Source organism: Croceicoccus mobilis, assembly GCF_001661965.1.
GTDB classification, from domain to species: domain Bacteria; phylum Pseudomonadota; class Alphaproteobacteria; order Sphingomonadales; family Sphingomonadaceae; genus Croceicoccus; species Croceicoccus mobilis.
This window is the reverse complement of record NZ_LYWZ01000022.1, coordinates 694,395-715,623: the sequence shown is the minus strand read 5'-3', so window position 1 is coordinate 715,623 and position 21,229 is coordinate 694,395. Positions and strand designations below refer to the sequence as shown.

Sequence of the window (21,229 nt, the reverse complement as noted above, 5' to 3'; positions counted from 1 at the left end):
GTTAGGGCCGCTAACTTGCGCGAAACGCACAAGACTCGCCTTTCCTGTCATTTTATGGTAAAAACCTGCCCGGTCGGCGGAAATCGCTCCGCCAGGCTGCGTCAGGAAAGGCGAACTATCCCGCAGGCGTGACTTCATCGTGGGCCGATCCCCTCGGCACAGGAAGGAAGTCTTTGGCTCCCCCCGGGCGGCAATATGCCCCCTCAGCCACGCTTTCACCGGGCGGATTCGCCATAGAAAGGACATTGCATGACTGCCAAGGCTCTCGCCTTTGATGTCGGTGACTATGTAGTTTACCCCAAGCACGGTGTCGGCCGCGTGATCGAGCTGCAAAGCCAGGAGATCGCCGGGATGCAGCTCGAACTCTATGTGCTGCGCTTTGAAAAGGAACGCATGACCCTGCGCGTTCCCGTGAACAAGGTTGAATCCATCGGCATGCGCAAGCTGTCGTCGGACAAGACCCTGCGTGAGGCGATGGACGTTCTGAAGTCCAAGCCCAAGGTCAAGCGCACCATGTGGTCGCGCCGCGCCCAGGAATATGAAGCGAAGATCAATTCGGGCGACCTCGTGTCGATCGCCGAGGTGACCCGCGACCTGTTCCGCGCCGACGACCAGCCGGAGCAGAGCTATTCCGAACGCCAGATCTTCGAAGCTGCTTCCAGCCGCCTTGCGCGCGAACTGGCCGCGATGGAAAAGACCGACGAACCGGCCGCCCTCGCCAAGATCCTCGAGATCCTGAACGAGTATGCACCCAAGTACTATGAGCAGCAGACCGCCTGATCAGGCACTGCCGTTCAAAGCGAAAAGGGCCGCGGGTTTCACGACTCGCGGCCCTTTTCCGTTGGTTTCCGGGAGAATCGTCGTTCGTCGATCCACATCCGCACTTCACCGATGCCAAGGGCTGCGCCATTTGCCGCCCGCACCTACATGCTGTATTGTTACGCTAACACAGCTAGGGAGAACGGCACATGGCCGGCAAGCAGTTCGACAATCTGGGCGAGTTCATTTCCGCGATGGCGGGCATGGCGATGTCCAAGGCTTTCGAGAACCTCGAAGGCTTCGACAAGACGAAATTCCGCATGGACCAGCCCGACGGCAAAAAGCTCGAGGAGCTGGATTTGGAAGGGGTGCAGATCAGCTCCATCGCCCTGCTCGGCCCCGATACGGTCAAGGTGATCGCAGGCGACAAACTTGCCATAGAGGTCGTGGGCGAGCCGGAAGCCGATGACGGGCTGCGTTTTAAGCTGGAGGATGGCAAGCTTGCCATCATGCGCGCCGGCAAACGCTCCGGCCAGAGCGTGACCGTTACTGTCACCACGCCTTCGCTGCGCAAGATCTCGCTGATGGGATCGGGTTCAGTCCATTGCGCCACGCTCTCGGGCGATGATGCCAAGATCCAGATCGCCGGATCGGGCAGCGCCATCTGCGACAAGGTCGCGGTCGGCAAGCTGAAAGTCCGCGTGATGGGATCGGGCTCGCTGGTCGCATCGGGCAAGGCGGAGAAGCTCTCGCTCAAGATCGCGGGGTCGGGTTCGGCGAAGCTCGACGCGCTTGAGACCGGGGCAGCGAAGATCAACATCATGGGTTCGGGCGGCGGCAGCTTTGCCAGCGATGGCGAGGTTGAGGCGAATATGGCAGGCTCCGGCTCGGTCGTGGTCAAGGGCCGCGCGCGCTGCAAGGTGAAGGGCATGGGGTCGGGCAGCGTGGTCTGCGAACCGGCCTGAGCCTGCTGGCCCAGGCGTTAACCACGACAGTTCAGTCTAGGGCCATCCCCGGCAGGCATGATACTCTCCTGACCAGGGAGTTCGATCATGCCTGCCCGTTCTTCACGCCCGATGCTGGCGATCCTTGCCTGCGCCGCGACGCCGCTTTTGGGCGGATGCATCGCCAAGACCGCGCTGGATGTCGCCACCCTTCCGGTGCGCGCCGCTGGCAGTGCGGTCGACATGGCCACGACCAGCCAGTCGGAAGCCGACGAAAAGCGGGGCCGCGAATTGCGCAAGCGCGAGGAAAAGCTCGGCAAGCTTGAGCGCAAATATGAAAAGCAGCGTGAGGATTGCTTCGACGGCGATCAGGACGCCTGCGACAAGGCGCGCGCCACCTATGCTCAGATCGAGGCGCTTTGGCCGACCATACCTGCGCCGGTTGATTAGGCGCGATCAGGCCGCAGCACGTCGCAGGCGGTCATTGATGGCCGCACCAACTCCCGTTTCAGGCACGCTCGCCACCGCGACGCGCGGCCTGTCGCTCGCCGCAGCCATGTGCAGGCAGGCATAAAGCCGCGCCGCCGCTTCATACAGATCGCCCGTTTCGGACAGGTTCGTGTCACCGTCGATATCGCCAAAGCCGATGAGATATTCGTCGGGCTCGGCATCGCCCGCATGCAGGCGCACGGGCTTGCCCGGCGCGTAATGGCTGGCGAGCTGGCCGGGTGCCTCGATACCCTTGCCTGCTTCTTCGCTCATGGCTTCGCCAAGGCAGGCGCCGATGTCATCCGCTGTGATCGGGCCGGGTCGCAGCATGCGCCAGCCATCGGCATCGACTGCGACAATCGTGGATTCGATCCCGCCGGCTGTCGCCCCGCCGTCGACGACCAGATCGATCCTGCCCGCCAGCGAGTCCGCGACATGGGCTGCGGTCGTGGGGCTTACCGCACCGCTGCGATTGGCCGAGGGTGCTGCCAGCGGGAATGCGCAAAGCTGTAACAGCGCCCGCGCGGCAGGATGCGCGGGACAACGGATCGCCACCGTGGGAAGACCTGCGGTCGTGGCAGCCGCCAGCGCAGCCTCTTCCCGCCGGGGCAGGACCAGGGTCAACGGCCCCGGCCAGAACCGGTCCGCCAGTTTCGCCGCGCGGCTGTCGAACAGGGCCAGTCCCTCCGCCGCCACGCGGTCCGATACGTGCACGATCAACGGGTTGAAGCTCGGCCTTCCCTTCGCTTCGTAAATCGCGGCCACCGCCGCATCCCGGTCGGCGCGGGCGGCAAGGCCATAAACCGTCTCGGTCGGGATCGCGACCGGTTTGCCCGCCTCCAGCAGGCGATGGGCGCGCTTCAGCGCCTCCTCGCTCAGCGCAAGTATTTCGGGACAATCATTCCGGGCATTGGCAGCGCTCATGCGGCGTCGCTATAGGCTCGTCAGCCGCTCGACAATCCAAAAGCTGTAAAGGCGCACGCACAGATCATGGCTGAAACCGACATCGCTTCCCTGCTGGTCCGCATCGCCGACACATTGGACCGGATGGCGCCGCCCGCCGACGGCATGACCGATCCCGATGCATTTCCCGCCTATGGCTGGGACGGGAAGGCGCTGACCGGCCATGATGTCATCGCGGCGCCCCCGCTGTCGCTGCTGCGCGGGGTCGAGCGTCAGCGCGACATCGTGGCCGAAAACACCGCTCGCCTCGCGCGCGGGGCCGAGGCGCATGACATGCTGTTGTGGGGCGCGCGCGGCATGGGAAAATCGGCGCTGGTGCGCTCTTCCGTGGCAGCGGCCAGCGATCAGGGCGATATCGCGCTGGTACAGGCCGCCAGCGATGCGCTGCACACGCTTCCGACGCTGTTCGCGGTGCTGAAGGGCCGTGAAAGACACTTCCTCGTCTTTATCGACGACATCGGGTTCGAGCGCGAGGACGAGGCCCGTGCGCTGCGTTCCCTGCTCGAAGGTGGCGTAACCCCTCGCCCCGCCAATGTCCGCATTGCCGTGACCAGCAACCGCCGTACCATCGTTTCACGCACGCAGGAGCAGCAGGACGATCCGGTCAACGCGCGAGACGACATGGATGATGCGCTGGCGCTGGCGGATCGCTTCGGTCTCTCCGTCGGTTTCCACAAATGCGACCAGGACGATTACCTCGCCATCGTCGCAGGCTATGCGGATCATTACGGTCTGGAATGGGATCGCGGCGAGGCGCTGACATGGTCGCGCCAGCGGGGCGCCCGATCGGGCCGCGTGGCGCGCCATTACATCGCCGAGCTGGCAGGGCGCGCCGGTCGCTCTCTGGACTAGCGCGCCTGCTGGATCACTCCGCGGGGGTTTCGGCCTCCTCACCGGCCGAAGCGGCGGAACCGGCCCCTGTGACGCGCCAGATGATCCCTGCAGTGTCGTCACTGACAAGCAGGTCGTTCCTGTCCCAGGCCAGCCATGTCGGTCGGCCATGGGTCTCTTCCTTGTCTGCGGTCAGGAAGCCTGAAAGCACGGTCTTGGCGGGCGTATCCTCCAGCGGATTGCCGCGCTCGTCAAAAGGAACGAAGATCACGTCGTAACCGGCTGGCGGCACACGGTTCCACGAACCATGGCGGGCCACGAAGGCGCCGCTGGCATAATCAGGACCCAGCGCCCCATCATTGGCAAACACCAGCCCCAGCGGCGCGACATGCGCCCCCAGCGAATATTCCGGCCAGCGGGTATATTGCTGCAGATATTGCGGCATCGGCGCCTCCACCCGGTCATCGAAAGTGAAGCGCCAATAGATCCACGGCCAGCCGTAATTCGCGCCAATCGGGACATTGGTAAGATAATCGAGCGGGCCGTCGGGGCCGAGCATGTCGCGTTCGTTCACCGTGGTCCACAGTTCGCCGCTGTTCGGTTCAAAGGCGAGGCCCATCGGATTGCGCAGCCCCTCGGCATAGCGGCGTTCCTGCTGGGTGGTGAAATTATACTCGCGGATCTGGGCGCGGCCTTCCTCGGCATCCATGCCGTTTTCGCCGATATTGCTGGCCGAACCCACCGACACGAACAGTGAATTGCCATCGGGCGAAAGCGCGATGTTGCGCGCCCAATGGTTGCCGCCGCCCGACAATGCCATCAGCTGCCATTCCTCACCCTTGGGGATAGAGGTGTCGCCCGGGGTGAAGGGGAAGGAAAGCACCGCATCGGTATTGGCGACGATCAGCCGCCCGTCGCGCACGACCATGCCAAACGGCGAATTGAGGCCATCGAGCAGTACCGTCGCACTATCGGCCACGCCATCGCCATCGGTATCGCGGAGAAGCTTGATCCGATTCGCTGACGGGACCCCTGCCCCGGCCTTCGACATCAGCATGCCAGCGATACGGTCGGTGATGCCGCCCGCTTCGCGCGGCGGGCTGTTGGTCTCTGCCACCAGCACATCGCCGTTTTCCAGCACGAGGATCGAACGGGGGTGATCCAGCCCTTCGGCAAAGCGGGTGACGGTCAGCCCCTCCGCCGCGGTCGGTGTCTCGCCATCCTTCCAGCCAATGGGATCCTGAATGCCGATCGAGGGGAAGGTTTCGGGCCGCTTTTCGGCGATGACGGGGTCGGTCCCCATCAATTGCGCCTCATCATATTCCGATTTCTGCGGCTGCAGGATGAACCAGATGATGATGGCAAGGGCCACGATGATAATCGCGGCTATGATCAGGGCTTTGCGCAGGGTCGTGGACATGCGGTGTTAGATAGGCGGACGCGCGCGATGCCGCAATGGCGCTTGCTAGCAGGGTGCGCGCGGGCCTAAACGGCGCGCATGTACACATTTGCCCCGACAGAGCCCGACAATAAACCGCTGCGCTATGCAGAGCTGGCCGAGGCCGCCTCTGCCATCACCACTGATGAGCCGGATGCGACCGCCAACATGGCCAATGTCGCATCGCTGATCTGGCATTTCGTGCCGGGGCTGAACTGGGCCGGTTTCTATCGCAATGTCGATGGTGGACTGGTGCTGGGGCCGTTCATGGGCCTGCCCGCCTGCATCCGCATCCCATTCGGCAAGGGCGTGTGCGGCGCGGCTGCCGAAACGGGCGTAAGCCAGCTGGTGCCCGATGTGCATGCCTTCCCCGGCCATATCGCCTGCGACGCCAACAGCCGAAGCGAACTCGTGGTGCCGGTCCTGCGCGATGGAAAAGCCGTCGCGGTCATCGACCTCGACAGCCCTACCACCGATTTCTTCGACGAAGAGGACCGCGCCGGCCTCGAAAAGCTGGCCGCGATCCTGTCGACGCGTATCTAGATTTCGCCGCCGGTCAGGCGCTGGCAGACAAGGTCGAGCTGATCCAGCGTCTTGTAGCGGATCGTGACCGTGCCCGAAGCCGGATCGGCATCCGCCTGAATCTGCACCGGCAAACCCAGCGCCTCTTCCAGCTGCGTCTGCACGGCAAGGATGTCGGCATCCTCTCCGGGCCGAGGTTCGCGCGCCGTGCGGCGAGCGGGTGCCGGCGCATCGCCGGCATTCGCCTTGCGCACCATGCGTTCGACATCGCGGACAGAAAGCTTCTTCGCGATGGCCTGCTCGGCGATCACCTCGGCATCCTCGCAATTGATGAGCGCGCGGGCATGGCCCATCGACAACTCGCCCTTCTCCACGCGGGTCTGCACCCCTTCGGGCAGGCTGAGCAGGCGCATCAGGTTCGTCACATGGCTGCGCGACTTGTCGACCAGCTTGGCGATTTCGGCCTGCGCCATGCCATCGCGGTTGGACAGGCGATTATACGCCCTCGCCTCTTCCATCGGATTGAGATCTTCGCGCTGAATATTCTCGATCAGGGCAAGCGCGGTGACTTCCCGGTCATTGAGATCGCGAATAATTGCTGGAATTTCATGGAGTTGTGCCTTCTGAGCGGCCCTCCAGCGGCGCTCACCGGCGACCAGCTGATACCGGCCGCCCGCACCGGGGCGCACGATCACCGGCTGGATCACGCCGCGCGCACCGATCGAGGCGGCCAGCTCTTCCAGAGCGCCTTCCTCGAACTCCACACGCGGGTTTTCGGGGTGCGGTTCGATCGATGCGATGGGCAGCGAGGCAAGTCCGCTGCTGGGAGCCTCGATCACCGCAGCGGGCGCAGCGGCACTAGCTCCAGCTGCTGGCGCATCGGCAGAGGGTGCACGTGCAACCGGCTCCTCGCGCTGCGCATCGCCCAAGAGAGCGCCAAGACCCCGGCCCAGCGCGGCGCGGCGCTTGGCAGGTTTGGGATCGGGCTTCGTCGCGGGCTTGTTCATGCCGCTTTCCTCCGTTCGGGGAGCCGGTCGATCAATTCCCGCGCAAGATCCATATAGGCGCGCGAACCGGCACAATTGTGATCATAGACAAGCGCCGGAAGCCCATGGCTCGGCGCTTCGGACAGGCGGACATTGCGCGGCACCACGGTGTCGAACACCAGCTTGCCCAGCACTTCGCGCACATCATCGGAAACCTGGTCGGTCAACCGATTGCGACGGTCATACATGGTGAGCGTGATTCCCACGATGCCAAGATCGGCGTTGAAACGCTGCTGCACCTGTTCGACCGTCTGCAACAGCTGCGAGAGCCCTTCCAACGCAAAGAATTCGCACTGAAGCGGAACGAGCAGCTTATCCGCCGCGACAAGCCCGTTGAGCGTCAGCAGCCCTAGTGAAGGAGGACAATCGATGAAGGCAATGTCGTAATCGCCGCAACCCTCTAGCGCGTTGCGAAGCAGCTGCGTTCTGCCATCGACACCCACCAGCTCCACCTCGGCACCCGACAGGTCGACAGTGGCCGGAACAATGTCGAGAAGCGGGATCGAGGTTTCACGTGTGCAGTCGGCAAGCGCAGCTTCGTCCAGCAGCAGCTCATAGCTGGAATTCTCGCGATCGGCCGATCCAATCCCCAAGCCCGTAGAGGCATTGCCCTGAGGATCCAGATCAATCAGCAGGCTGCGCCAACCCGACGCTGCAAAGGCAGTGGCCAGATTGATCGCAGTCGTCGTCTTTCCCACACCACCCTTTTGGTTGGCGATCGCAATCACAATCATCCGCATACCCCACCGATTAAACTGGTCCCGCATCGCCCGAACCCATGCGTCAAGCCTGGCAAGCGCATCATGGCTGAAGCGATCCGACGATGATTCCCGATTCGCCGTCTGTCACTGAAGGTTCCACGTGGAACCTGCCTTGCCAACCCGGAATTGCCGACATTTCCTGTTTTGCCGACTTTCCCTTGGGTAAGATCCACAGGGTTTTCCCCGATGCAAACCGCTTTGCCATGGCAAATAGCTTTGGCATCGGCGCAAACGCACGTGCGGTGATGACATCGAAGCTCTGATCCGGCAATGCTGAAACCGGCGCGGAGACGACTTCGACATTCTTGATATCCAGCCGATCAACAGCTCTGTTGAGCCAATCGGTGCGAAGCGGCCGCCGTTCGACCAAAGTGAATCTATGGTGCGGAGCGATGATCGCATTAACGAGGCCGGGCAGCCCGGCCCCGGAGCCGAGATCGACCCATTGCAAAGCTGTTTCACGTGGAACATGCAAAAGCAATTGCGCACTATCGATCACGTGCCGGGTCCAGAAAACCGGCTTCGTCGCATCCGCGACGAGGTTTTGGCGCTCGGCCTCATCAAGCAAGAGGCCTACAAACTGATCAAGCTTGGCGATCACTGGATCGCTGCAACTAAGATTTTCGCGCAACCAGTGCTGAGCTTTCTCACGATCCAGACTGTCGATTTGCAGTCCCGTCATGCCTGGACCCGTGTTCCGAATTTTCGCAGTTGAACGACCAGAACCGCTAGCGCTGCAGGCGTGATTCCGGGAATTCGCGATGCATCCGCGACCGTGTCGGGCTTTGCGCTTTCCAGTCTTTCAATCATCTCATTGGAAAGTCCGGGTAGGGCGCCATAAGCAAACTCCGGCGGAATGGGTACAGCATCAGCCGCCTTTAGGTCGCGAAGCTCAGCATCCTGACGTTCGAGATAGGGCGCATAGAGCAGATCTTCGCGCACCTCCTCTGCCATGTCTGGATCAATGGCGATGCCGTCAAAAATGGCCAAGGCTTCCAGATCATCCCGTATATTCTCAAAACGGGACCACTCACGCATCGTCAACCGGCCCATGTCGGCCCGAGCCTGTGTTCCACGTGAAACAAGTTCGGAGGGGGCGATGGGTGTGTTCAGCCAATCATCGACGGTCTTTCGCGCCGCTTCCCGCTCTTCATACCACTGTCGACGATCTTCGCCGAGACATCCGACCTCACGAGCGACTGGTGTGAGACGGCTGACAGCATTATTCGCCCGCAGTCGAAGCCGGTATTCGGCGCGCGCTGTCAGCATGCGATAGGGTTCGGAAACGCCATGAAGCGTGAGGTCATCGACCATTACCGCCATGTAGCTGTTCGAGCGATCAATCGCCGGCCCAGCGCGGCCAAGCACGCTGGCCGCAGCGTTCAACCCTGCAAGCAGGCCTTGCGCAGCCGCCTCTTCATATCCTGTTGTGCCATTGATCTGACCAGCAAAATAGAGGCCTGGCAGGGCCCTCACCTGTAGGTCCTTTGACAGGGCACGTGGATGAATGTGATCGTACTCGACCGCATAACCCGGCTCCACGACCCGAACCCGTTCCAGCCCCTCGATCGCCTGTAACATGGCCAGCTGCACATCGACCGGCAGAGATGTGCTGATCCCGTTGGGATAGATCAGCGCACTATCAAGCCCCTCCGGCTCCAGAAAGATCTGGTGGCCGTCCTTATCGGGAAACCGATGGATCTTGTCCTCAATCGAAGGGCAATAGCGCGGTCCACGTGCGTCGATGGCACCCGAAAAAAGCGGTGAGCGATCCAGTCCGCTGCGAATATGGTCATGCGCCCGCTCATTGGTGCGGGTGATCGCACAGAAAACTTGCGGGTTGCTACGCCGCCGCGATAGCGGCGACATGAGCCACTGGTCAGCATCAGATTCCTGCCGTTCCAGTCGCGCCCAGTCAATCGTGCGACCATCAAGCCGGGGCGGAGTACCGGTCTTGAGGCGCGACATCGGAAGAGCCGCATCGCGAAGTTGGGCGGCAAGAAGCTGCGCCCCCGCTTCATGTATCCGGCCGCCCTCGAAAACATCTTCCCCGCGGAACAGACGGCCCCCCAGAAAGGTGCCGGTGCACAGGATGACGGCGCTGGCACGAAGTTCACTGCCGTCGGCCAAGACGACACCGCCGACCCGGTCTCCATCCAGGACCAGACCAGACACTTCGCCGGCGATTTCGGTGAGACCCTCTTGTCCGCGAACCATGGTCTGTATTGCTTCGCGGAACAGACGCCTGTCCGCCTGAATCCGCGGGCCCTGCACCGCACTGCCCTTTGAACGGTTGAGCATGCGATAGTGGATAGCAGCATGGTCGGCAGCGCGGGCGATCAATCCGTCGAAGGCGTCGACCTCCCTGACCAGATGGCCCTTACCCAATCCGCCGATAGCCGGATTGCACGACATTGCGCCCGTCTTTCCGGGATCGAAGGTAATCAGCGCAGTGCGCGCACCCATGCGGGCCCCAGCAGCTGCGGCCTCGCAACCGGCATGACCGGCGCCGACAACGATGACATCGAATTCATGCACGCCGCCCCTTTAATGCGGGCAAGCGGGTCGGTCAAAGCAAACGCGACGATGAGTGTTCCACGTGGAACATTTCACTTCCCGATGCAGAACCGTCCGAATAGCGCGTCGAGCATATCCTCAGTCCCGGTCTTACCCAACAGGCGGTCGAATGAGAGCCGCGCCTGCCGCAGAGCTTCGGCAAGAATGAGCGGGTCGCCTTCGATGGCAGCGCCGCGCAAGGCAGTGGCAGCATCGTCGAGAAGAGCAGCCTGACGCTGGCTAACCGCGACCTGCCCAGGCTTCGGCATTGCCGAACGCGCGCGCTCGATCAGGGCAGAGCGTAGTTCAGCCACACCCGCCCCCGTCGCGGAAGAAAGCCGGAAGCGGGGCGCAGACTTGGCAGGATAATCGGTGAGGTCGATCATCGTTTCGACCTCCCATGCCCCATCCGGACCTTCCCCTTCCCCTCCAAGCCAAAGCACGAGGTCCGCACGCGCGATTTCATGTGACGCGCGCTCTATGCCAATCGCCTCGATCTGGTCATCGGTTCGATCCCGCAAGCCTGCCGTATCGACAAAAACAAAGGGGATTCCGCCCAATCCCACGCTGCGCTGCAGCACGTCACGGGTCGTACCGGCGATCGGGGTCGCAATGGCGGCTTCTTCTTCGATCAGGGCATTGAAAAGGCTGCTCTTTCCGGCGTTCGGCGGGCCGCCAATCGCCACACGATAGCCTTCGCGCAGGATTTCGGCCCGCGGAGCATCCAGCCATTCCGAAATCTGCCTCGCCAAGATCCCGCATTGCGGCGCAAGATCCAGCTCGACGCCCTCGCCATCTTCCTCATCGGAAAAATCAAGCGCCGTTTCCACCTGCGCCGAGAGGCCAAGCACCGCTTCACGCCACTCGCCCACTGCAGAAGACAAGGCCCCGCCGGTCAACGCCTGCGCATTGCGCAATTGCAGTTCGGTTTCAGCGTTAAGCAGATCTCCCAGCCCCTCTGCCTCGGCCAAATCCATTCGCCCGTTCCGAAATGCACGCAGGGTAAACTCGCCCGGCTCTGCACGGCGCATGCTGGGCATATCGGCCAGCACCGCCTGTGCCCGCGCTACCAGCGCCCGGCCACCATGAAGATGCAATTCGGCGCAATCCTCGCCTGTCGCACTGTTCGGGCCGGGCATGAACAGAACAAGCGCATCGTCGAGCATCGAACCATCGGCAGGATCGCGCAGGCGCATCAGGCTCGCATAACGGGGACGGGGAATCCGGCCACCCAAAGCAAGCAATACATCGCCTGCGGCCGATCCGCTGATACGGATCACTGCAAGGCCCGCCGGTGGGCTACCGCTCGATAATGCAAAGATGGTGTCAGCCGCTGCCATTAGGCGGCTTTGCCCCCTCCCCCCGATCAGGGCAAGGGGGGCACAGACAAGATCAGTTGCTCTTCTTGCCGTTCTTGGGCGTTCCGCCAAAGGCCGCCATGGCGCCGCCTTCCATCAACTGCTGGAACATCTTCAACCCGAATTCGCCCATGGGGGAGAAGTTCTTGATGATCTCCTGCAACTGCTCGATGTTGCCGGTGCCCTTCATCGTGTTGACCAATGCGTCGATATACACCTCGTTCGCACGGCTCACGTCGGGCAGACCCAGGAAACGCCGCGCCTCTTCGGGCGAACAATCGAATTCGACATTGACCTTCATCGCGGCGGGTCCCCTCTTTCGGCTCAAAACACTGTACCAGCGGGCGCACGCTGTCACAGACGGGTGGCAATGTCCATCGGCGCTTCCTATTCATAGGAAGACGGGCAGAACGACAAAGAGGAACTCTCCATGGAATTCGACACCACCATCCAGACGCTCGAAGGCGATGCCAGCTTTGGTGCCTATGTCGCGAAACCTGCTGGAGAGCCCCGTGCCGCGATCATCGTGATTCAGGAAATCTTCGGCGTGAACGCCGGCATTCGCGACAAATGCGACCAGCTGGCAAAGGACGGCTATCTCGCCATCGCGCCCGATCTGTTTTTCCGTTTCGAACCGGGCATCGAACTAGACCCCGACGTCGAAGCACAGATGCAGCAAGCATTCGATTATTTCGGCAAGTTCGATTTCGACCAGGCGGTGAAGGATCTTGAAGCCACCGTACATTATGTGCGTCGCGAACTCGGCGTCGCGAAAGTCGGTTGCGTCGGCTACTGCGCGGGCGGACGGCTTGCCTATATGATGGCGGCACGGACCGACGTAAACGCTTCTGTCGGCTATTATGGCGTGATGATCGACCAGATGCTCAACGAAAAACACGCCATCGCCGAACCGCTGATGCTCCACATCCCGACCGCCGATGGCTTCGTCGGACCGGATGCACAAAAGGCGATGCACGAAGGACTGGACGATCACCCCAAGGTCACGTTGCATGACTACGAAGGGCTCGACCACGGCTTTGCCACCCAGTTCGGCAATCGCCGGGATGAAGCTGGCGCGCAGCTTGCCGACAAGCGCACGATGGAATTCTTCGCCGCCAATCTCGGTTGAGTCCGGATATGCGAAACCGCGCGCATTGGCGTAGCTCGGCAGACCTGACCACCCGCTTCGGCGCGGTCGCGGTTCTGCTAATCCTGTCGATCATCGCCATCGCGTGGCCGCCGGTCCGATGGCTGGCGATCGTCACGATACCGCTGCTGGCGCTGGCGCTGTGGGACTTCTTTCAGGATTCCCACACGCTTCGCCGTAATTACCCGCTGATTGCGCGCTTTCGCTGGCTGGGAGAGGATCTGCGGCCCTATATCCATTCCTACTTCGTCGAATCCGACCTTGATGGACGCCCGTTCAACCATGACCAGCGCGCCCTGATCTATGCCCGTGCCAAGGGCGAGCTCGATTCCCACCCCTTCGGCACCGAACTCGACGTTTATTCGGAAGAATATGAATGGCTGGGCCATTCAATCGCGCCCAATGCGAAAGCGCCCAAGGATTGGCGTTGCACTGTCGGTTCGGACCAATGCGCAAAGCCCTATGATGCGGCGCTGCTCAATATCTCGGCCATGAGTTTCGGGTCGCTTTCGGCGAATGCGATCATGGCCCTGAACGAGGGTGCAGCGAAGGGCGGATTTTATCACGACACGGGCGAAGGCGGCATCTCGCGCTATCACCGCGAAGGTGGCGGCGATCTCGTCTGGGAGCTGGGCAGCGGCTATTTCGGATGCCGCGAAAAGGACGGCAGTTTCAGTGCTGAACGCTTTGCCGACAACGCCGGGATCGATCAGGTAAAGATGATCGAGGTAAAGCTGAGCCAGGGCGCAAAGCCAGGCCACGGCGGCATGCTGCCCGGCACAAAGGTCACCCGCGAAATCGCAGCGGCCCGCGGGGTGGAGCGCGGCGAGGACTGCATTTCGCCACCTGCCCATTCGGCCTTTTCAACGCCGATCGAAATGGTCGAATGGTGCGCCCGGCTGCGCGATCTGTCTGGCGGCAAGCCGATCGGCATAAAGCTCTGCGTGGGGCAACCGCACGAGCTGATGGCGATTGCCAAGGCCATGCTGCAGACGGGCATCACATTGGATTTCATCACCGTCGACGGGGCCGAGGGCGGCACCGGCGCGGCGCCGGTCGAACTGTCCAACCGCGTCGGCATGCCGCTGCGCGAAGGCACGATCATGGTGCGCAACATGCTCGTGGGGGCTGGCCTCAAACCGCAGGTGAAGATCGCGGCGGCGGGCAAGGTTCATTCAGGCGCTGGCCTCGCCATGAACTTCGGGCTGGGCGCGGATTGGTGCAATGCCGCGCGTGCCTTCATGTTCGCGCTGGGCTGCGTGCAATCGATGAAGTGCCATACCGACGAATGCCCTACCGGCGTCGCCACGCAGGACATCACACGCCAGCGCGGACTGGTGGTCACCGACAAGGCGGAACGCGTCGCCCGCTTCCAGCGCCAGACACTGCACGGATTGCGGGAGATCGTGGTCGCCATGGGTCTTGAGAACCCGTGGGAGATCACGCCGCAACTGATCCGCGAAAGAGTGAACACGGTGCGATCGGATTCAATGGACCGGTTCTACACTTTCCTGCAGCCCGGCATCCTGCTGGAAGACCCCGACAGCACCACCTACGCCCGCCACTGGAATGCGGCGAGCGCTGAGACGTTTCGGATGGTCGGCTGACCTGTAAGGGCGCCCTAAAGCCCCTTACTGGTTCATCGTGGCGAAGAAGTCCTCGTTGGTCTTCGAATCCTTCATCTTGTCGAGAAGGAATTCCATCGAATCGATCGTGCCCATCTGCATGAGGATGCGGCGCAGCACCCACATCTTCGACAGCTGCTCCTTGCCGACCAGCAGCTCTTCCTTGCGCGTGCCGGACTTGCCGACATCCAGCGCCGGGAAGATGCGCTTGTCCGCGACCTTGCGGTCGAGCACGATTTCCGAGTTGCCGGTGCCCTTGAACTCTTCGAAGATCACCTCGTCCATGCGGCTGCCGGTATCGATCAGCGCGGTCGCGATGATGGAGAGCGAGCCGCCCTCCTCGATGTTGCGGGCCGCACCGAAGAAGCGCTTCGGGCGCTGCAGTGCATTCGCATCGACACCGCCGGTCAGCACCTTGCCCGATGACGGGACGACGGTGTTGTAGGCACGGCCAAGGCGCGTGATGGAATCGAGCAGGATGACAACATCCTTCTTGTGCTCGACAAGGCGCTTGGCCTTTTCGATCACCATCTCGGCCACCTGCACATGGCGCGATGCGGGTTCGTCGAAGGTCGAGGAGATAACCTCGCCCTTCACGCTGCGCTGCATGTCGGTGACTTCTTCCGGACGTTCGTCGACCAGCAGGACGAGCAGGAACACTTCGGGATGATTGTCGGTGATCGCCTTGGCGATGTTCTGGAGCAGCACGGTCTTACCCGTGCGCGGCGGCGCCACGATCAGCGCGCGCTGGCCCTTGCCCTGCGGCGAGATGATATCGATGACGCGGGCCGACTTGTCCTTAACCGTAGGGTCCACGGTGTCGAGCACCAGCTTCTCATCCGGATAGAGCGGGGTGAGATTGTCGAAATTGACGCGGTGACGCACGGCGTCGGGATCGTCGTAATTGACCTTCAGCAGCTTGGTCAGCGCGAAATAGCGTTCGCCATCGCGGGGAGCACGAATCTCGCCCTCGACCGTGTCGCCGGTGCGCAGCTGGAATTTACGGACCTGGTTGGGCGAAACATAAATATCGTCCGGTCCTGCCAGATAGTTCGCTTCGGGCGAACGGAGGAAGCCGAAGCCGTCGGGCAGCACCTCGATCGTGCCGATACCGAGGATTTCCTCGTCCTCGGCCACTTCCTTAAGGATCCCGAACATCAGGTCCTGGCGCCGCATCGTCGACGCGCCCTCGACGCCAAGCTCCTCGGCCATTTCGACCAGCTCGGCGGGGGTCTTTTGCTTGAGTTCTTTCAAGTGCATTTTCTTATGATTCCACTTGGGGGTTTCGTTGGTCCCTTGGGTTGAACCCCGTTGGGTGAAGAGAGGTCCGAATCTGCAAGCCCGGCCGAAGGAAACGCGCGCAGTGGCGGATTGGCAGGGCTTATTCGGTTGTATCTGGATGGTGGCGGAGCATCAGGCGAGAGGCCGATACCGCCGTAAAGACCAGCACAAGATAAGGTCCGCCCGGCACAAGGTCAATTGCTATCCGTGTATTCCGACTGTCATGAATGTCGCATGGGCGCATATCGCTGCATCATTGTGGCCCCGATGCGACACGCCGGGGCCGGCCGATCAGAAGGGTTTGACCACCACCAGAGCGACGATCAGCACCAGCAATATGCCCGGAACCTCGCCCCACATCCGCAATTGTTTTTCCGAAAGCGGGCGCTCTCCGCGCGCCATCTTTTTCGCATTGGCGGCAAGAAATCCGTGAAAGCCCGACAGGGCCACGACCAGCAGCAGCTTCGCATGCAGCCAGCCATCACCCCAAGCGTTCAGCGAAAAGGCAAGCGCGATACCCAGCACCCAGACCACGATCAGGCTGGGGCCAAGAATGATCTTGCCAAGCAACCGCGAACGCTTTGCCCACAGCGCCTCTTCATCGGAGCCGGGGGCCGCGGGGTGCATGTAGATCATCTGGCGCGGCAGCATGAACAGACCCGCCATCCAGAAAACGACGAACACGATATGGCCGGTCTTGAGCCAGAGATAGAGCACGTCGAGAACCTCTTGCATGGCTGACTAGATAACCCCCCTGCCCCCGCTTCGAAAGGGGGGAAGGCGGGTGAAGTGAAAAATGGCCGGGGCTATTCGGGTCGGCGCCAGCCGCGCACCACCTCCAGCAGCGCCTCGACATGGGCGATGGGGGTGTGCTGGCCAATGCCGTGCCCCAGGTTGAAGACATGCGGACGATGCGCGCAGGCGTCGAGAATGAACTTCGCACGGATTTTCAGCGCCTCTCCACCCGCGAGCAGCAGCAGGGGATCGAGATTTCCCTGAAGCGGCATGTTCTCAGGCAATTCACGCGCTGCCCACGCGATATCCACCGTTTCGTCCACACCCACGGCATCAACCCGCGTTTCACGGGCATAGGCCACCAGTTTCTCGCCAGCGCCTTTCGGGAAGCCGATAATCGGCGTCCCAGGACATTTCGCCCGCACAGCGGACACGATCTTTGCCGTTGGCGCAATCACCCAGCGTTCGAATTCATGCGGCGACAGGCTACCCGCCCAGCTGTCGAAGATCTGCACCGCTTCGGCGCCCGCCTCGATCTGGCCGATGAGATATTCGATCGTCACATCGCTGATTGCGTCGATGATCGCGCCAAAAGCCGCCGGATCGGAATAGGCCATCGCCCGTGTGTCATGCTGGTCGCGGCTGCCTTCGCCGTTCACCATGTACGTCGCCACCGTCCACGGCGCGCCCGCAAAGCCCAGCATGGTCTGCTCAGGGGCAAGCTGGGCCTTTACCAGCTCCACGGTACGGTAGATCGGCGAAAGACGCTCTGGCACCCCTTCCAGCGCCTTCAGCGCATGATCGGCGAGCCGAGGGGAAAGCTTGGGGCCTTCTCCGGCCAGGAATTCGAGGTCCTGGCCCATCGCATAGGGCACGATCAGAATGTCGGAAAACAGGATCGCGCCGTCGAAGCCGAAACGGCGCAGCGGCTGCATCGTGATCTCGGCCGCGGCCTCGCTGTCATAAACCAGCGCGAGGAAACCGCCCTTTTCGGCGCGCAGTTCCCGGTATTCGGGCAGGTAGCGTCCGGCCTGGCGCATCAGCCAGACAGGGCGTTCGGCAAGATTGGAACCTTTGAGCGTATCGAAAAGCGGGCCGGCCATGACTCTCCAAACCAAATAGTCTTTTAAAAGATTGTTGGACTCTGTTGGTCCTGTGGATTGTGGGGAAACGCGGCACTGCCCGAATTATCACCGCATGGCGAGGGAAAAACCGCCGATGCGAATCCCGATAGCTGCGTCGTCAATCGAAACTTGTGAGTCTTATGAACAGGCTGTGGGCATCACTGTTCCATGTTCACGAATCCACGGGACGAACCAGCACATAGCGGGGATGAATTCCGTCCCCGGTTCTGTCACCGGGTTCATCCCGGGGGTTATGCCGGTGCTTGTCCACATGGCGCGTGCAAGCCGGATCGACGCCGCAATGCAAAAGCCCGGCGGCGGTCTGTCGGCCACGCGATTCCGCCATTCGGGGCGACCCCAATCCGGGCGAACCGGGCTTGGCATCAGCCATAACGCATATCACAAATAAATCTTTTTGATTCATCTATTTGTATGAAATTTGATGCCCCTTGCTCCACGCGTTTCCGGCAGGCTTTCCGCGTGCTTATGCACAAGCCTACATGGCTTCCCCAAACTCTGCACCAATCCGTCGCCGCCCGGGATCGACGGGCACCTTCATGCCGGTGCCGCACTCAGCCATTGCAGTGTCCGGCCCCGCGCTGCATGACGGGCGACACAACATGATCCTTTCGATGCGAGACGATAACTACCTTCATGGCCCGGCTACATCTGCACCTGCTGTCCGATTCCACTGGCGAAACGCTGGAGATGATTGCCAAGGCCGCCCTCGCCCAGTTCGAAGGGGCGGAGATTGATCGCCATTTCTGGCCGATGGTGCGTTCGCAGCAGCATCTCGACCGCATCATGGGCGAGATCGTGCGCAATCCCGGCCTCGTCCTTTTCACCCTCGCCAATGCCGAGATCCGCGAAAGACTGGAAAACGCCTGTCACGAAGCGGGACTCGCCACCGTTTCCGCGCTCGATCAGGTGACGCGCTCGCTCTCCAGCCTGCTGGGGCAAGAGGCGCATGCCCGCCCCGGCCGCCAGCACAAGATGGACGAGGCCTATTTCGCCCGCGTGGAAGCGATCCAGTACACCATCGCGCATGACGACGGCCTGCTGTGGGAGGAATGGGAAGAGGCCGATATCGTCCTTGCCGGCGTGTCGCGCACATCGAAAACGCCGACCTCGATCTATCTGGCCAACAGGGGCTATCGCACTGCCAATATCCCCATCGTCGTCGAAAGCCCGCCGCCCCCTGCCCTCTTCGGCCTGCGCCGTCCGCTGGTCGTGGGGCTGACGACATCGGCGGACCGGCTGATCCAGGTGCGCCGCAATCGCCTGCTGTCTTTGAACCAGACCCCGGAAACCGACTATGTCGACCAAGAGCGGGTGAACAAGGAATTGAAATTCGCTCGCCGCATGTTCGCCGACAATGGCTGGCCGGTGATCGACGTGACCCGCCGCTCGATCGAGGAGACCGCGGCCGCCGTCATCAATCTGGTCAATGAAAGGCGCGGCGCCCTGTCGAAAGCCAATCCCGGTCCCAAGCCGGTCTAGGAAGAGTTACACGGCTGGCCGGGCCTGAACGAAACCGGTAAAGGGTTGCGCCATGATCATTCTCGCCTCCAAAAGCGGATCGCGCCAGCAGATGCTGCGTCAGGCCGGCGTCGCATTTGAAGCGGTGCCCGCAGACATTGACGAGCGCGCACTGGAAAACCGGCTTGACCACGGCGCGCCGGGGCCGACTGCGCAGGCGCTGGCCGATGCCAAGGCGCTGACCGTTTCCGACAATCATCCCGGCAGGCTCGTGCTGGGAAGCGATTCCCTCGTCACCGTGGGGCCGCGACGGTTCGACAAGCCGGTCAGCCGCGAAAACGCGGTCGAGCATCTGAAATATTTCTCTGGCCAAGTGATGGAACTGCACAGCGCCGCGACGCTTGCCCGCGATGGCAAGATCGAATGGCAGCACCGCGATGTCGCGCGGCTCTACTGGCGGGAATTGTCGGATGCCTTCATCGGCGAATATCTGGAGGCCGAATGGCCTGCGGTCGGCTATTGCGTCGGCGTGTTCCGGATCGAAGGTCCGGGCGTCCAATTGTTCGAGAAGGTGGAGGGCGATTTCTTCACCGTTCTCGGCATGCCGCTGCTTCCCGTTCTGGGTGCGCTGAGGGCGCAGCGCGAACTGGTGGAATGACAGGTCAGCAAAGATGAGCGTCCCTTATGCCGAGGTGATCGGCGATCCGATCATCCAGTCGAAATCGCCAGCACTGCACAATTTCTGGCTGAAGCGGCTGGGCCTGGCGGGCGAATATCGCCACGCCCATGTAAAGGCGGAAGGTCTGGCCGATTATGTGGCCAGCCGCCGGACCGATCCCGACTGGCGCGGGTGTAACGTGACCATGCCGCACAAGCAGGCGATCATGCCGCTGCTTGACCATATCGACCCGACTGCCGCCGCCATGGGTGCGGTCAACACCGTGGTCCGGGCCGAAGATGGCACGCTGAGCGGATATAACACCGATGCTCCCGGTTTCCTTGAGCCCCTGCGCGAGGCACTGGCGCAGCCGCACCTGTTTCGCATGGCGCGGATCATCGGCTATGGCGGTGCGGCCCGCGCGCTGGTCACGGCGCTGGCGGGGCACGGTTTCACCATGGTCGTCTTTGGCCGCGACCCGGCCAAGGGGCGAGCTTTGCTGGACGAACTGGACCCGGAAGGTGAGCATCACGTCGCTCCGGTCTCGATGCTGGCCGAACCGACCGATTTCGCGTTCGACGATCGGGAAGGCTGCTACGATCTCGTCATCAATGCCAGCCCATTGGGCATGACGGGCAATCCCGCGCTCGACATCGATTTCAGTCACGTGCCGCCGGGTTCGGTCTGCTACGACATCGTCACCAGCCCGCCCGACACCGAATTCCTGAAAGCCGCGCGCGAAGCGGGGTTTGAGACTGTTGACGGGCTTGCCATGCTAATCGGACAGGCCGCGCATGCTTTCGAGAAGTTTTTCGGCCATGAAGCCCCGCGCGATTGCGACGAGGAGTTGCGGGCGATCCTGACATCGTGAGCGTCAAGCGGCCTGTCATCCTTGGCCTGACCGGTTCGATCGGGATGGGCAAATCCACCGTGGCGAACATGCTGCGCGATCTGGGCGTGCCCGTGTTCGACGCCGATGCCGAGGTGCATAAGCTGCAAGGCCCCGGCGGCCTGCTGATCCCGGCTATCGAGGAAGCCTTCCCCGGCACCACCGGGCCGGAAGGCGTGAAGCGCGCCGAACTGGGCGCCATCGTATTCGGCGATGCAGAAGCGTTGAAGCGGCTGGAGGCCATCGTCCACCCGGCAGTGGCGGATGAACGCTTCGCCTTTATCGAAGAGAACCGCGATGCGCCGCTGATCGTGTTCGACATTCCGCTCTTGTTCGAAAAGACCGGAACGCGCGGGCTGGATGCGGTTGCGGTGGTATCCGCTCCAGCAGATGTGCAGCGCACCCGCGTGCTGGCCCGCCCCGGCATGACGGTAGCGAAACTCGAAGAGATTCTCGCCCTGCAAGTGCCGGATGCGGAAAAGCGTGAGCGGGCCGATCACGTGATCGAGAACGGCGGATCGCTCGAAGACACCCGCGCGCAGGTCGAAGCGTTGGTCGCCGCCCTCACCACATAGAAAAAGGGCGGCCCCGCAGAGCCGCCCTCTTCCGTTAACAATCCGAAGA

General features: G+C 62.1%; 22 protein-coding genes. 11 read left to right on the top strand and 11 right to left on the bottom strand.

What is annotated here, in order from left to right:
* Positions 1-249 precede the first annotated feature (249 nt).
* From A9D13_RS10960 to A9D13_RS10950, 3 genes are all read left to right on the top strand, one after another.
* Complete coding sequence (locus A9D13_RS10960; RefSeq protein WP_066773380.1) at positions 250-780, top strand: CarD family transcriptional regulator; 531 nt, start codon at positions 250-252, stop codon at positions 778-780.
* Positions 781-968: 188 nt separating this feature from the next.
* Positions 969-1,724: a head GIN domain-containing protein gene (locus tag A9D13_RS10955; protein ID WP_082922286.1), complete on the top strand. Its 756-nt coding sequence runs from the start codon at positions 969-971 to the stop codon at positions 1,722-1,724.
* An 87-nt stretch (positions 1,725-1,811) separates the two neighbouring features.
* Positions 1,812-2,153: a hypothetical protein gene (locus A9D13_RS10950; protein WP_066773376.1), complete on the top strand. Its 342-nt coding sequence runs from the start codon at positions 1,812-1,814 to the stop codon at positions 2,151-2,153.
* Positions 2,154-2,159: 6 nt separating this feature from the next.
* On the opposite strand, the gene A9D13_RS10945 is transcribed toward A9D13_RS10950, so the two are convergent.
* Positions 2,160-3,116, bottom strand: coding sequence for an L-threonylcarbamoyladenylate synthase (locus tag A9D13_RS10945; protein WP_066773374.1), 957 nt, complete (start codon positions 3,114-3,116; stop codon positions 2,160-2,162).
* A 66-nt stretch (positions 3,117-3,182) separates the two neighbouring features.
* Here A9D13_RS10945 and A9D13_RS10940 point away from each other — a divergent pair, with 66 nt between their 5' ends.
* Complete coding sequence (locus tag A9D13_RS10940) at positions 3,183-4,007, top strand: ATP-binding protein (RefSeq protein ID WP_066773371.1); 825 nt, start codon at positions 3,183-3,185, stop codon at positions 4,005-4,007.
* Positions 4,008-4,020: 13 nt separating this feature from the next.
* Here the strand turns inward: A9D13_RS10940 and A9D13_RS10935 are convergent, their stop codons facing one another.
* Positions 4,021-5,406, bottom strand: coding sequence for a PQQ-dependent sugar dehydrogenase (locus tag A9D13_RS10935; protein ID WP_066773368.1), 1,386 nt, complete (start codon positions 5,404-5,406; stop codon positions 4,021-4,023).
* Positions 5,407-5,484: 78 nt separating this feature from the next.
* On the opposite strand from A9D13_RS10935, the gene A9D13_RS10930 reads away from it, so the two are divergent.
* Entirely contained in the window at positions 5,485-5,967 is a 483-nt protein-coding gene (locus A9D13_RS10930) for a GAF domain-containing protein (RefSeq protein WP_066773365.1), read from the top strand.
* Here A9D13_RS10930 and A9D13_RS10925 read toward each other — a convergent pair.
* The 6 genes from A9D13_RS10925 to A9D13_RS10900 all read right to left on the bottom strand — a co-directional run bounded on the left by A9D13_RS10925 (position 5,964) and on the right by A9D13_RS10900 (position 11,968).
* Positions 5,964-6,953 (bottom strand): ParB/RepB/Spo0J family partition protein, encoded by a 990-nt coding sequence (locus A9D13_RS10925; protein WP_066773362.1) that lies wholly within the window; start codon positions 6,951-6,953, stop codon positions 5,964-5,966. The genes A9D13_RS10930 and A9D13_RS10925 overlap by 4 nt on opposite strands.
* On the bottom strand, positions 6,950-7,726 hold the full coding sequence (locus A9D13_RS10920) for a ParA family protein (RefSeq protein WP_066774039.1): 777 nt from the start codon (positions 7,724-7,726) through the stop codon (positions 6,950-6,952). The genes A9D13_RS10925 and A9D13_RS10920 overlap by 4 nt, the downstream gene beginning before the upstream one ends.
* 67 nt (positions 7,727-7,793) lie before the next feature.
* Complete coding sequence (gene rsmG / locus A9D13_RS10915; protein WP_066773359.1) at positions 7,794-8,435, bottom strand: 16S rRNA (guanine(527)-N(7))-methyltransferase RsmG; 642 nt, start codon at positions 8,433-8,435, stop codon at positions 7,794-7,796.
* Entirely contained in the window at positions 8,432-10,291 is a 1,860-nt protein-coding gene (gene mnmG / locus A9D13_RS10910; protein ID WP_066773356.1) for a tRNA uridine-5-carboxymethylaminomethyl(34) synthesis enzyme MnmG, read from the bottom strand. Before mnmG ends, rsmG begins: the two co-directional genes overlap by 4 nt.
* 71 nt (positions 10,292-10,362) lie before the next feature.
* The gene (mnmE, locus tag A9D13_RS10905) at positions 10,363-11,649 is read right to left on the bottom strand and encodes a tRNA uridine-5-carboxymethylaminomethyl(34) synthesis GTPase MnmE (RefSeq protein WP_066773354.1); all 1,287 of its coding nucleotides are present in this window, start codon (positions 11,647-11,649) and stop codon (positions 10,363-10,365) included.
* A 52-nt stretch (positions 11,650-11,701) separates the two neighbouring features.
* The gene (locus A9D13_RS10900) at positions 11,702-11,968 is read right to left on the bottom strand and encodes a DUF6489 family protein (RefSeq protein ID WP_066773352.1); all 267 of its coding nucleotides are present in this window, start codon (positions 11,966-11,968) and stop codon (positions 11,702-11,704) included.
* Between the two features lie 129 nt (positions 11,969-12,097).
* On the opposite strand from A9D13_RS10900, the gene A9D13_RS10895 reads away from it, so the two are divergent.
* Positions 12,098-12,796, top strand: coding sequence for a dienelactone hydrolase family protein (locus tag A9D13_RS10895; RefSeq protein ID WP_066773350.1), 699 nt, complete (start codon positions 12,098-12,100; stop codon positions 12,794-12,796).
* An 8-nt stretch (positions 12,797-12,804) separates the two neighbouring features.
* The gene (locus A9D13_RS10890) at positions 12,805-14,421 is read left to right on the top strand and encodes an FMN-binding glutamate synthase family protein (protein WP_082922285.1); all 1,617 of its coding nucleotides are present in this window, start codon (positions 12,805-12,807) and stop codon (positions 14,419-14,421) included.
* A gap of 24 nt (positions 14,422-14,445) precedes the next feature.
* Here the strand turns inward: A9D13_RS10890 and rho are convergent, their stop codons facing one another.
* From rho to hemE, 3 genes are all read right to left on the bottom strand, one after another.
* Entirely contained in the window at positions 14,446-15,699 is a 1,254-nt protein-coding gene (rho, locus tag A9D13_RS10885; RefSeq protein ID WP_066773348.1) for a transcription termination factor Rho, read from the bottom strand.
* A gap of 312 nt (positions 15,700-16,011) precedes the next feature.
* Positions 16,012-16,455, bottom strand: coding sequence for a CopD family protein (locus tag A9D13_RS10880; RefSeq protein ID WP_066773345.1), 444 nt, complete (start codon positions 16,453-16,455; stop codon positions 16,012-16,014).
* 71 nt (positions 16,456-16,526) lie between these two features.
* Complete coding sequence (gene hemE, locus A9D13_RS10875) at positions 16,527-17,558, bottom strand: uroporphyrinogen decarboxylase (protein WP_066773342.1); 1,032 nt, start codon at positions 17,556-17,558, stop codon at positions 16,527-16,529.
* A 675-nt stretch (positions 17,559-18,233) separates the two neighbouring features.
* Between hemE and A9D13_RS10870 the strand changes: the two genes are divergently transcribed.
* The 4 genes from A9D13_RS10870 to coaE are packed head-to-tail and all read left to right on the top strand — an operon-like array spanning position 18,234 to position 21,180.
* The gene (locus A9D13_RS10870) at positions 18,234-19,079 is read left to right on the top strand and encodes a pyruvate, water dikinase regulatory protein (protein WP_066773336.1); all 846 of its coding nucleotides are present in this window, start codon (positions 18,234-18,236) and stop codon (positions 19,077-19,079) included.
* A gap of 52 nt (positions 19,080-19,131) precedes the next feature.
* The gene (locus A9D13_RS10865) at positions 19,132-19,716 is read left to right on the top strand and encodes a Maf family protein (protein ID WP_066773333.1); all 585 of its coding nucleotides are present in this window, start codon (positions 19,132-19,134) and stop codon (positions 19,714-19,716) included.
* A gap of 13 nt (positions 19,717-19,729) precedes the next feature.
* Positions 19,730-20,587 (top strand): shikimate dehydrogenase, encoded by an 858-nt coding sequence (aroE, locus tag A9D13_RS10860; protein WP_066773328.1) that lies wholly within the window; start codon positions 19,730-19,732, stop codon positions 20,585-20,587.
* Positions 20,584-21,180 (top strand): dephospho-CoA kinase, encoded by a 597-nt coding sequence (gene coaE / locus A9D13_RS10855; protein ID WP_082922284.1) that lies wholly within the window; start codon positions 20,584-20,586, stop codon positions 21,178-21,180. Before aroE ends, coaE begins: the two co-directional genes overlap by 4 nt.
* Positions 21,181-21,229 lie beyond the last annotated feature (49 nt).

Bases quoted from the DNA above. Each gene is read 5' to 3' on its own strand.
- aroE (WP_066773328.1), top strand. From the start codon at position 19,730: ATGAGCGTCCCTTATGCCGAGGTGATCGGCGATCCGATCATCCAGTCG.
- A9D13_RS10865 (WP_066773333.1), top strand. From the start codon at position 19,132: ATGATCATTCTCGCCTCCAAAAGCGGATCGCGCCAGCAGATGCTGCGT.
- A9D13_RS10945 (WP_066773374.1), bottom strand. From the start codon at position 3,116: ATGAGCGCTGCCAATGCCCGGAATGATTGTCCCGAAATACTTGCGCTG.
- A9D13_RS10900 (WP_066773352.1), bottom strand. From the start codon at position 11,968: ATGAAGGTCAATGTCGAATTCGATTGTTCGCCCGAAGAGGCGCGGCGT.
- A9D13_RS10925 (WP_066773362.1), bottom strand. From the start codon at position 6,953: ATGAACAAGCCCGCGACGAAGCCCGATCCCAAACCTGCCAAGCGCCGC.
- A9D13_RS10955 (WP_082922286.1), top strand. From the start codon at position 969: ATGGCCGGCAAGCAGTTCGACAATCTGGGCGAGTTCATTTCCGCGATG.
- A9D13_RS10935 (WP_066773368.1), bottom strand. From the start codon at position 5,406: ATGTCCACGACCCTGCGCAAAGCCCTGATCATAGCCGCGATTATCATC.
- A9D13_RS10890 (WP_082922285.1), top strand. From the start codon at position 12,805: ATGCGAAACCGCGCGCATTGGCGTAGCTCGGCAGACCTGACCACCCGC.
- rho (WP_066773348.1), bottom strand. From the start codon at position 15,699: ATGCACTTGAAAGAACTCAAGCAAAAGACCCCCGCCGAGCTGGTCGAA.
- A9D13_RS10960 (WP_066773380.1), top strand. From the start codon at position 250: ATGACTGCCAAGGCTCTCGCCTTTGATGTCGGTGACTATGTAGTTTAC.
- A9D13_RS10950 (WP_066773376.1), top strand. From the start codon at position 1,812: ATGCCTGCCCGTTCTTCACGCCCGATGCTGGCGATCCTTGCCTGCGCC.
- A9D13_RS10920 (WP_066774039.1), bottom strand. From the start codon at position 7,726: ATGATTGTGATTGCGATCGCCAACCAAAAGGGTGGTGTGGGAAAGACG.
- hemE (WP_066773342.1), bottom strand. From the start codon at position 17,558: ATGGCCGGCCCGCTTTTCGATACGCTCAAAGGTTCCAATCTTGCCGAA.
- A9D13_RS10880 (WP_066773345.1), bottom strand. From the start codon at position 16,455: ATGCAAGAGGTTCTCGACGTGCTCTATCTCTGGCTCAAGACCGGCCAT.
- rsmG (WP_066773359.1), bottom strand. From the start codon at position 8,435: ATGACGGGACTGCAAATCGACAGTCTGGATCGTGAGAAAGCTCAGCAC.
- A9D13_RS10895 (WP_066773350.1), top strand. From the start codon at position 12,098: ATGGAATTCGACACCACCATCCAGACGCTCGAAGGCGATGCCAGCTTT.
- mnmE (WP_066773354.1), bottom strand. From the start codon at position 11,649: ATGGCAGCGGCTGACACCATCTTTGCATTATCGAGCGGTAGCCCACCG.
- A9D13_RS10870 (WP_066773336.1), top strand. From the start codon at position 18,234: ATGGCCCGGCTACATCTGCACCTGCTGTCCGATTCCACTGGCGAAACG.
- A9D13_RS10930 (WP_066773365.1), top strand. From the start codon at position 5,485: ATGTACACATTTGCCCCGACAGAGCCCGACAATAAACCGCTGCGCTAT.
- A9D13_RS10940 (WP_066773371.1), top strand. From the start codon at position 3,183: ATGGCTGAAACCGACATCGCTTCCCTGCTGGTCCGCATCGCCGACACA.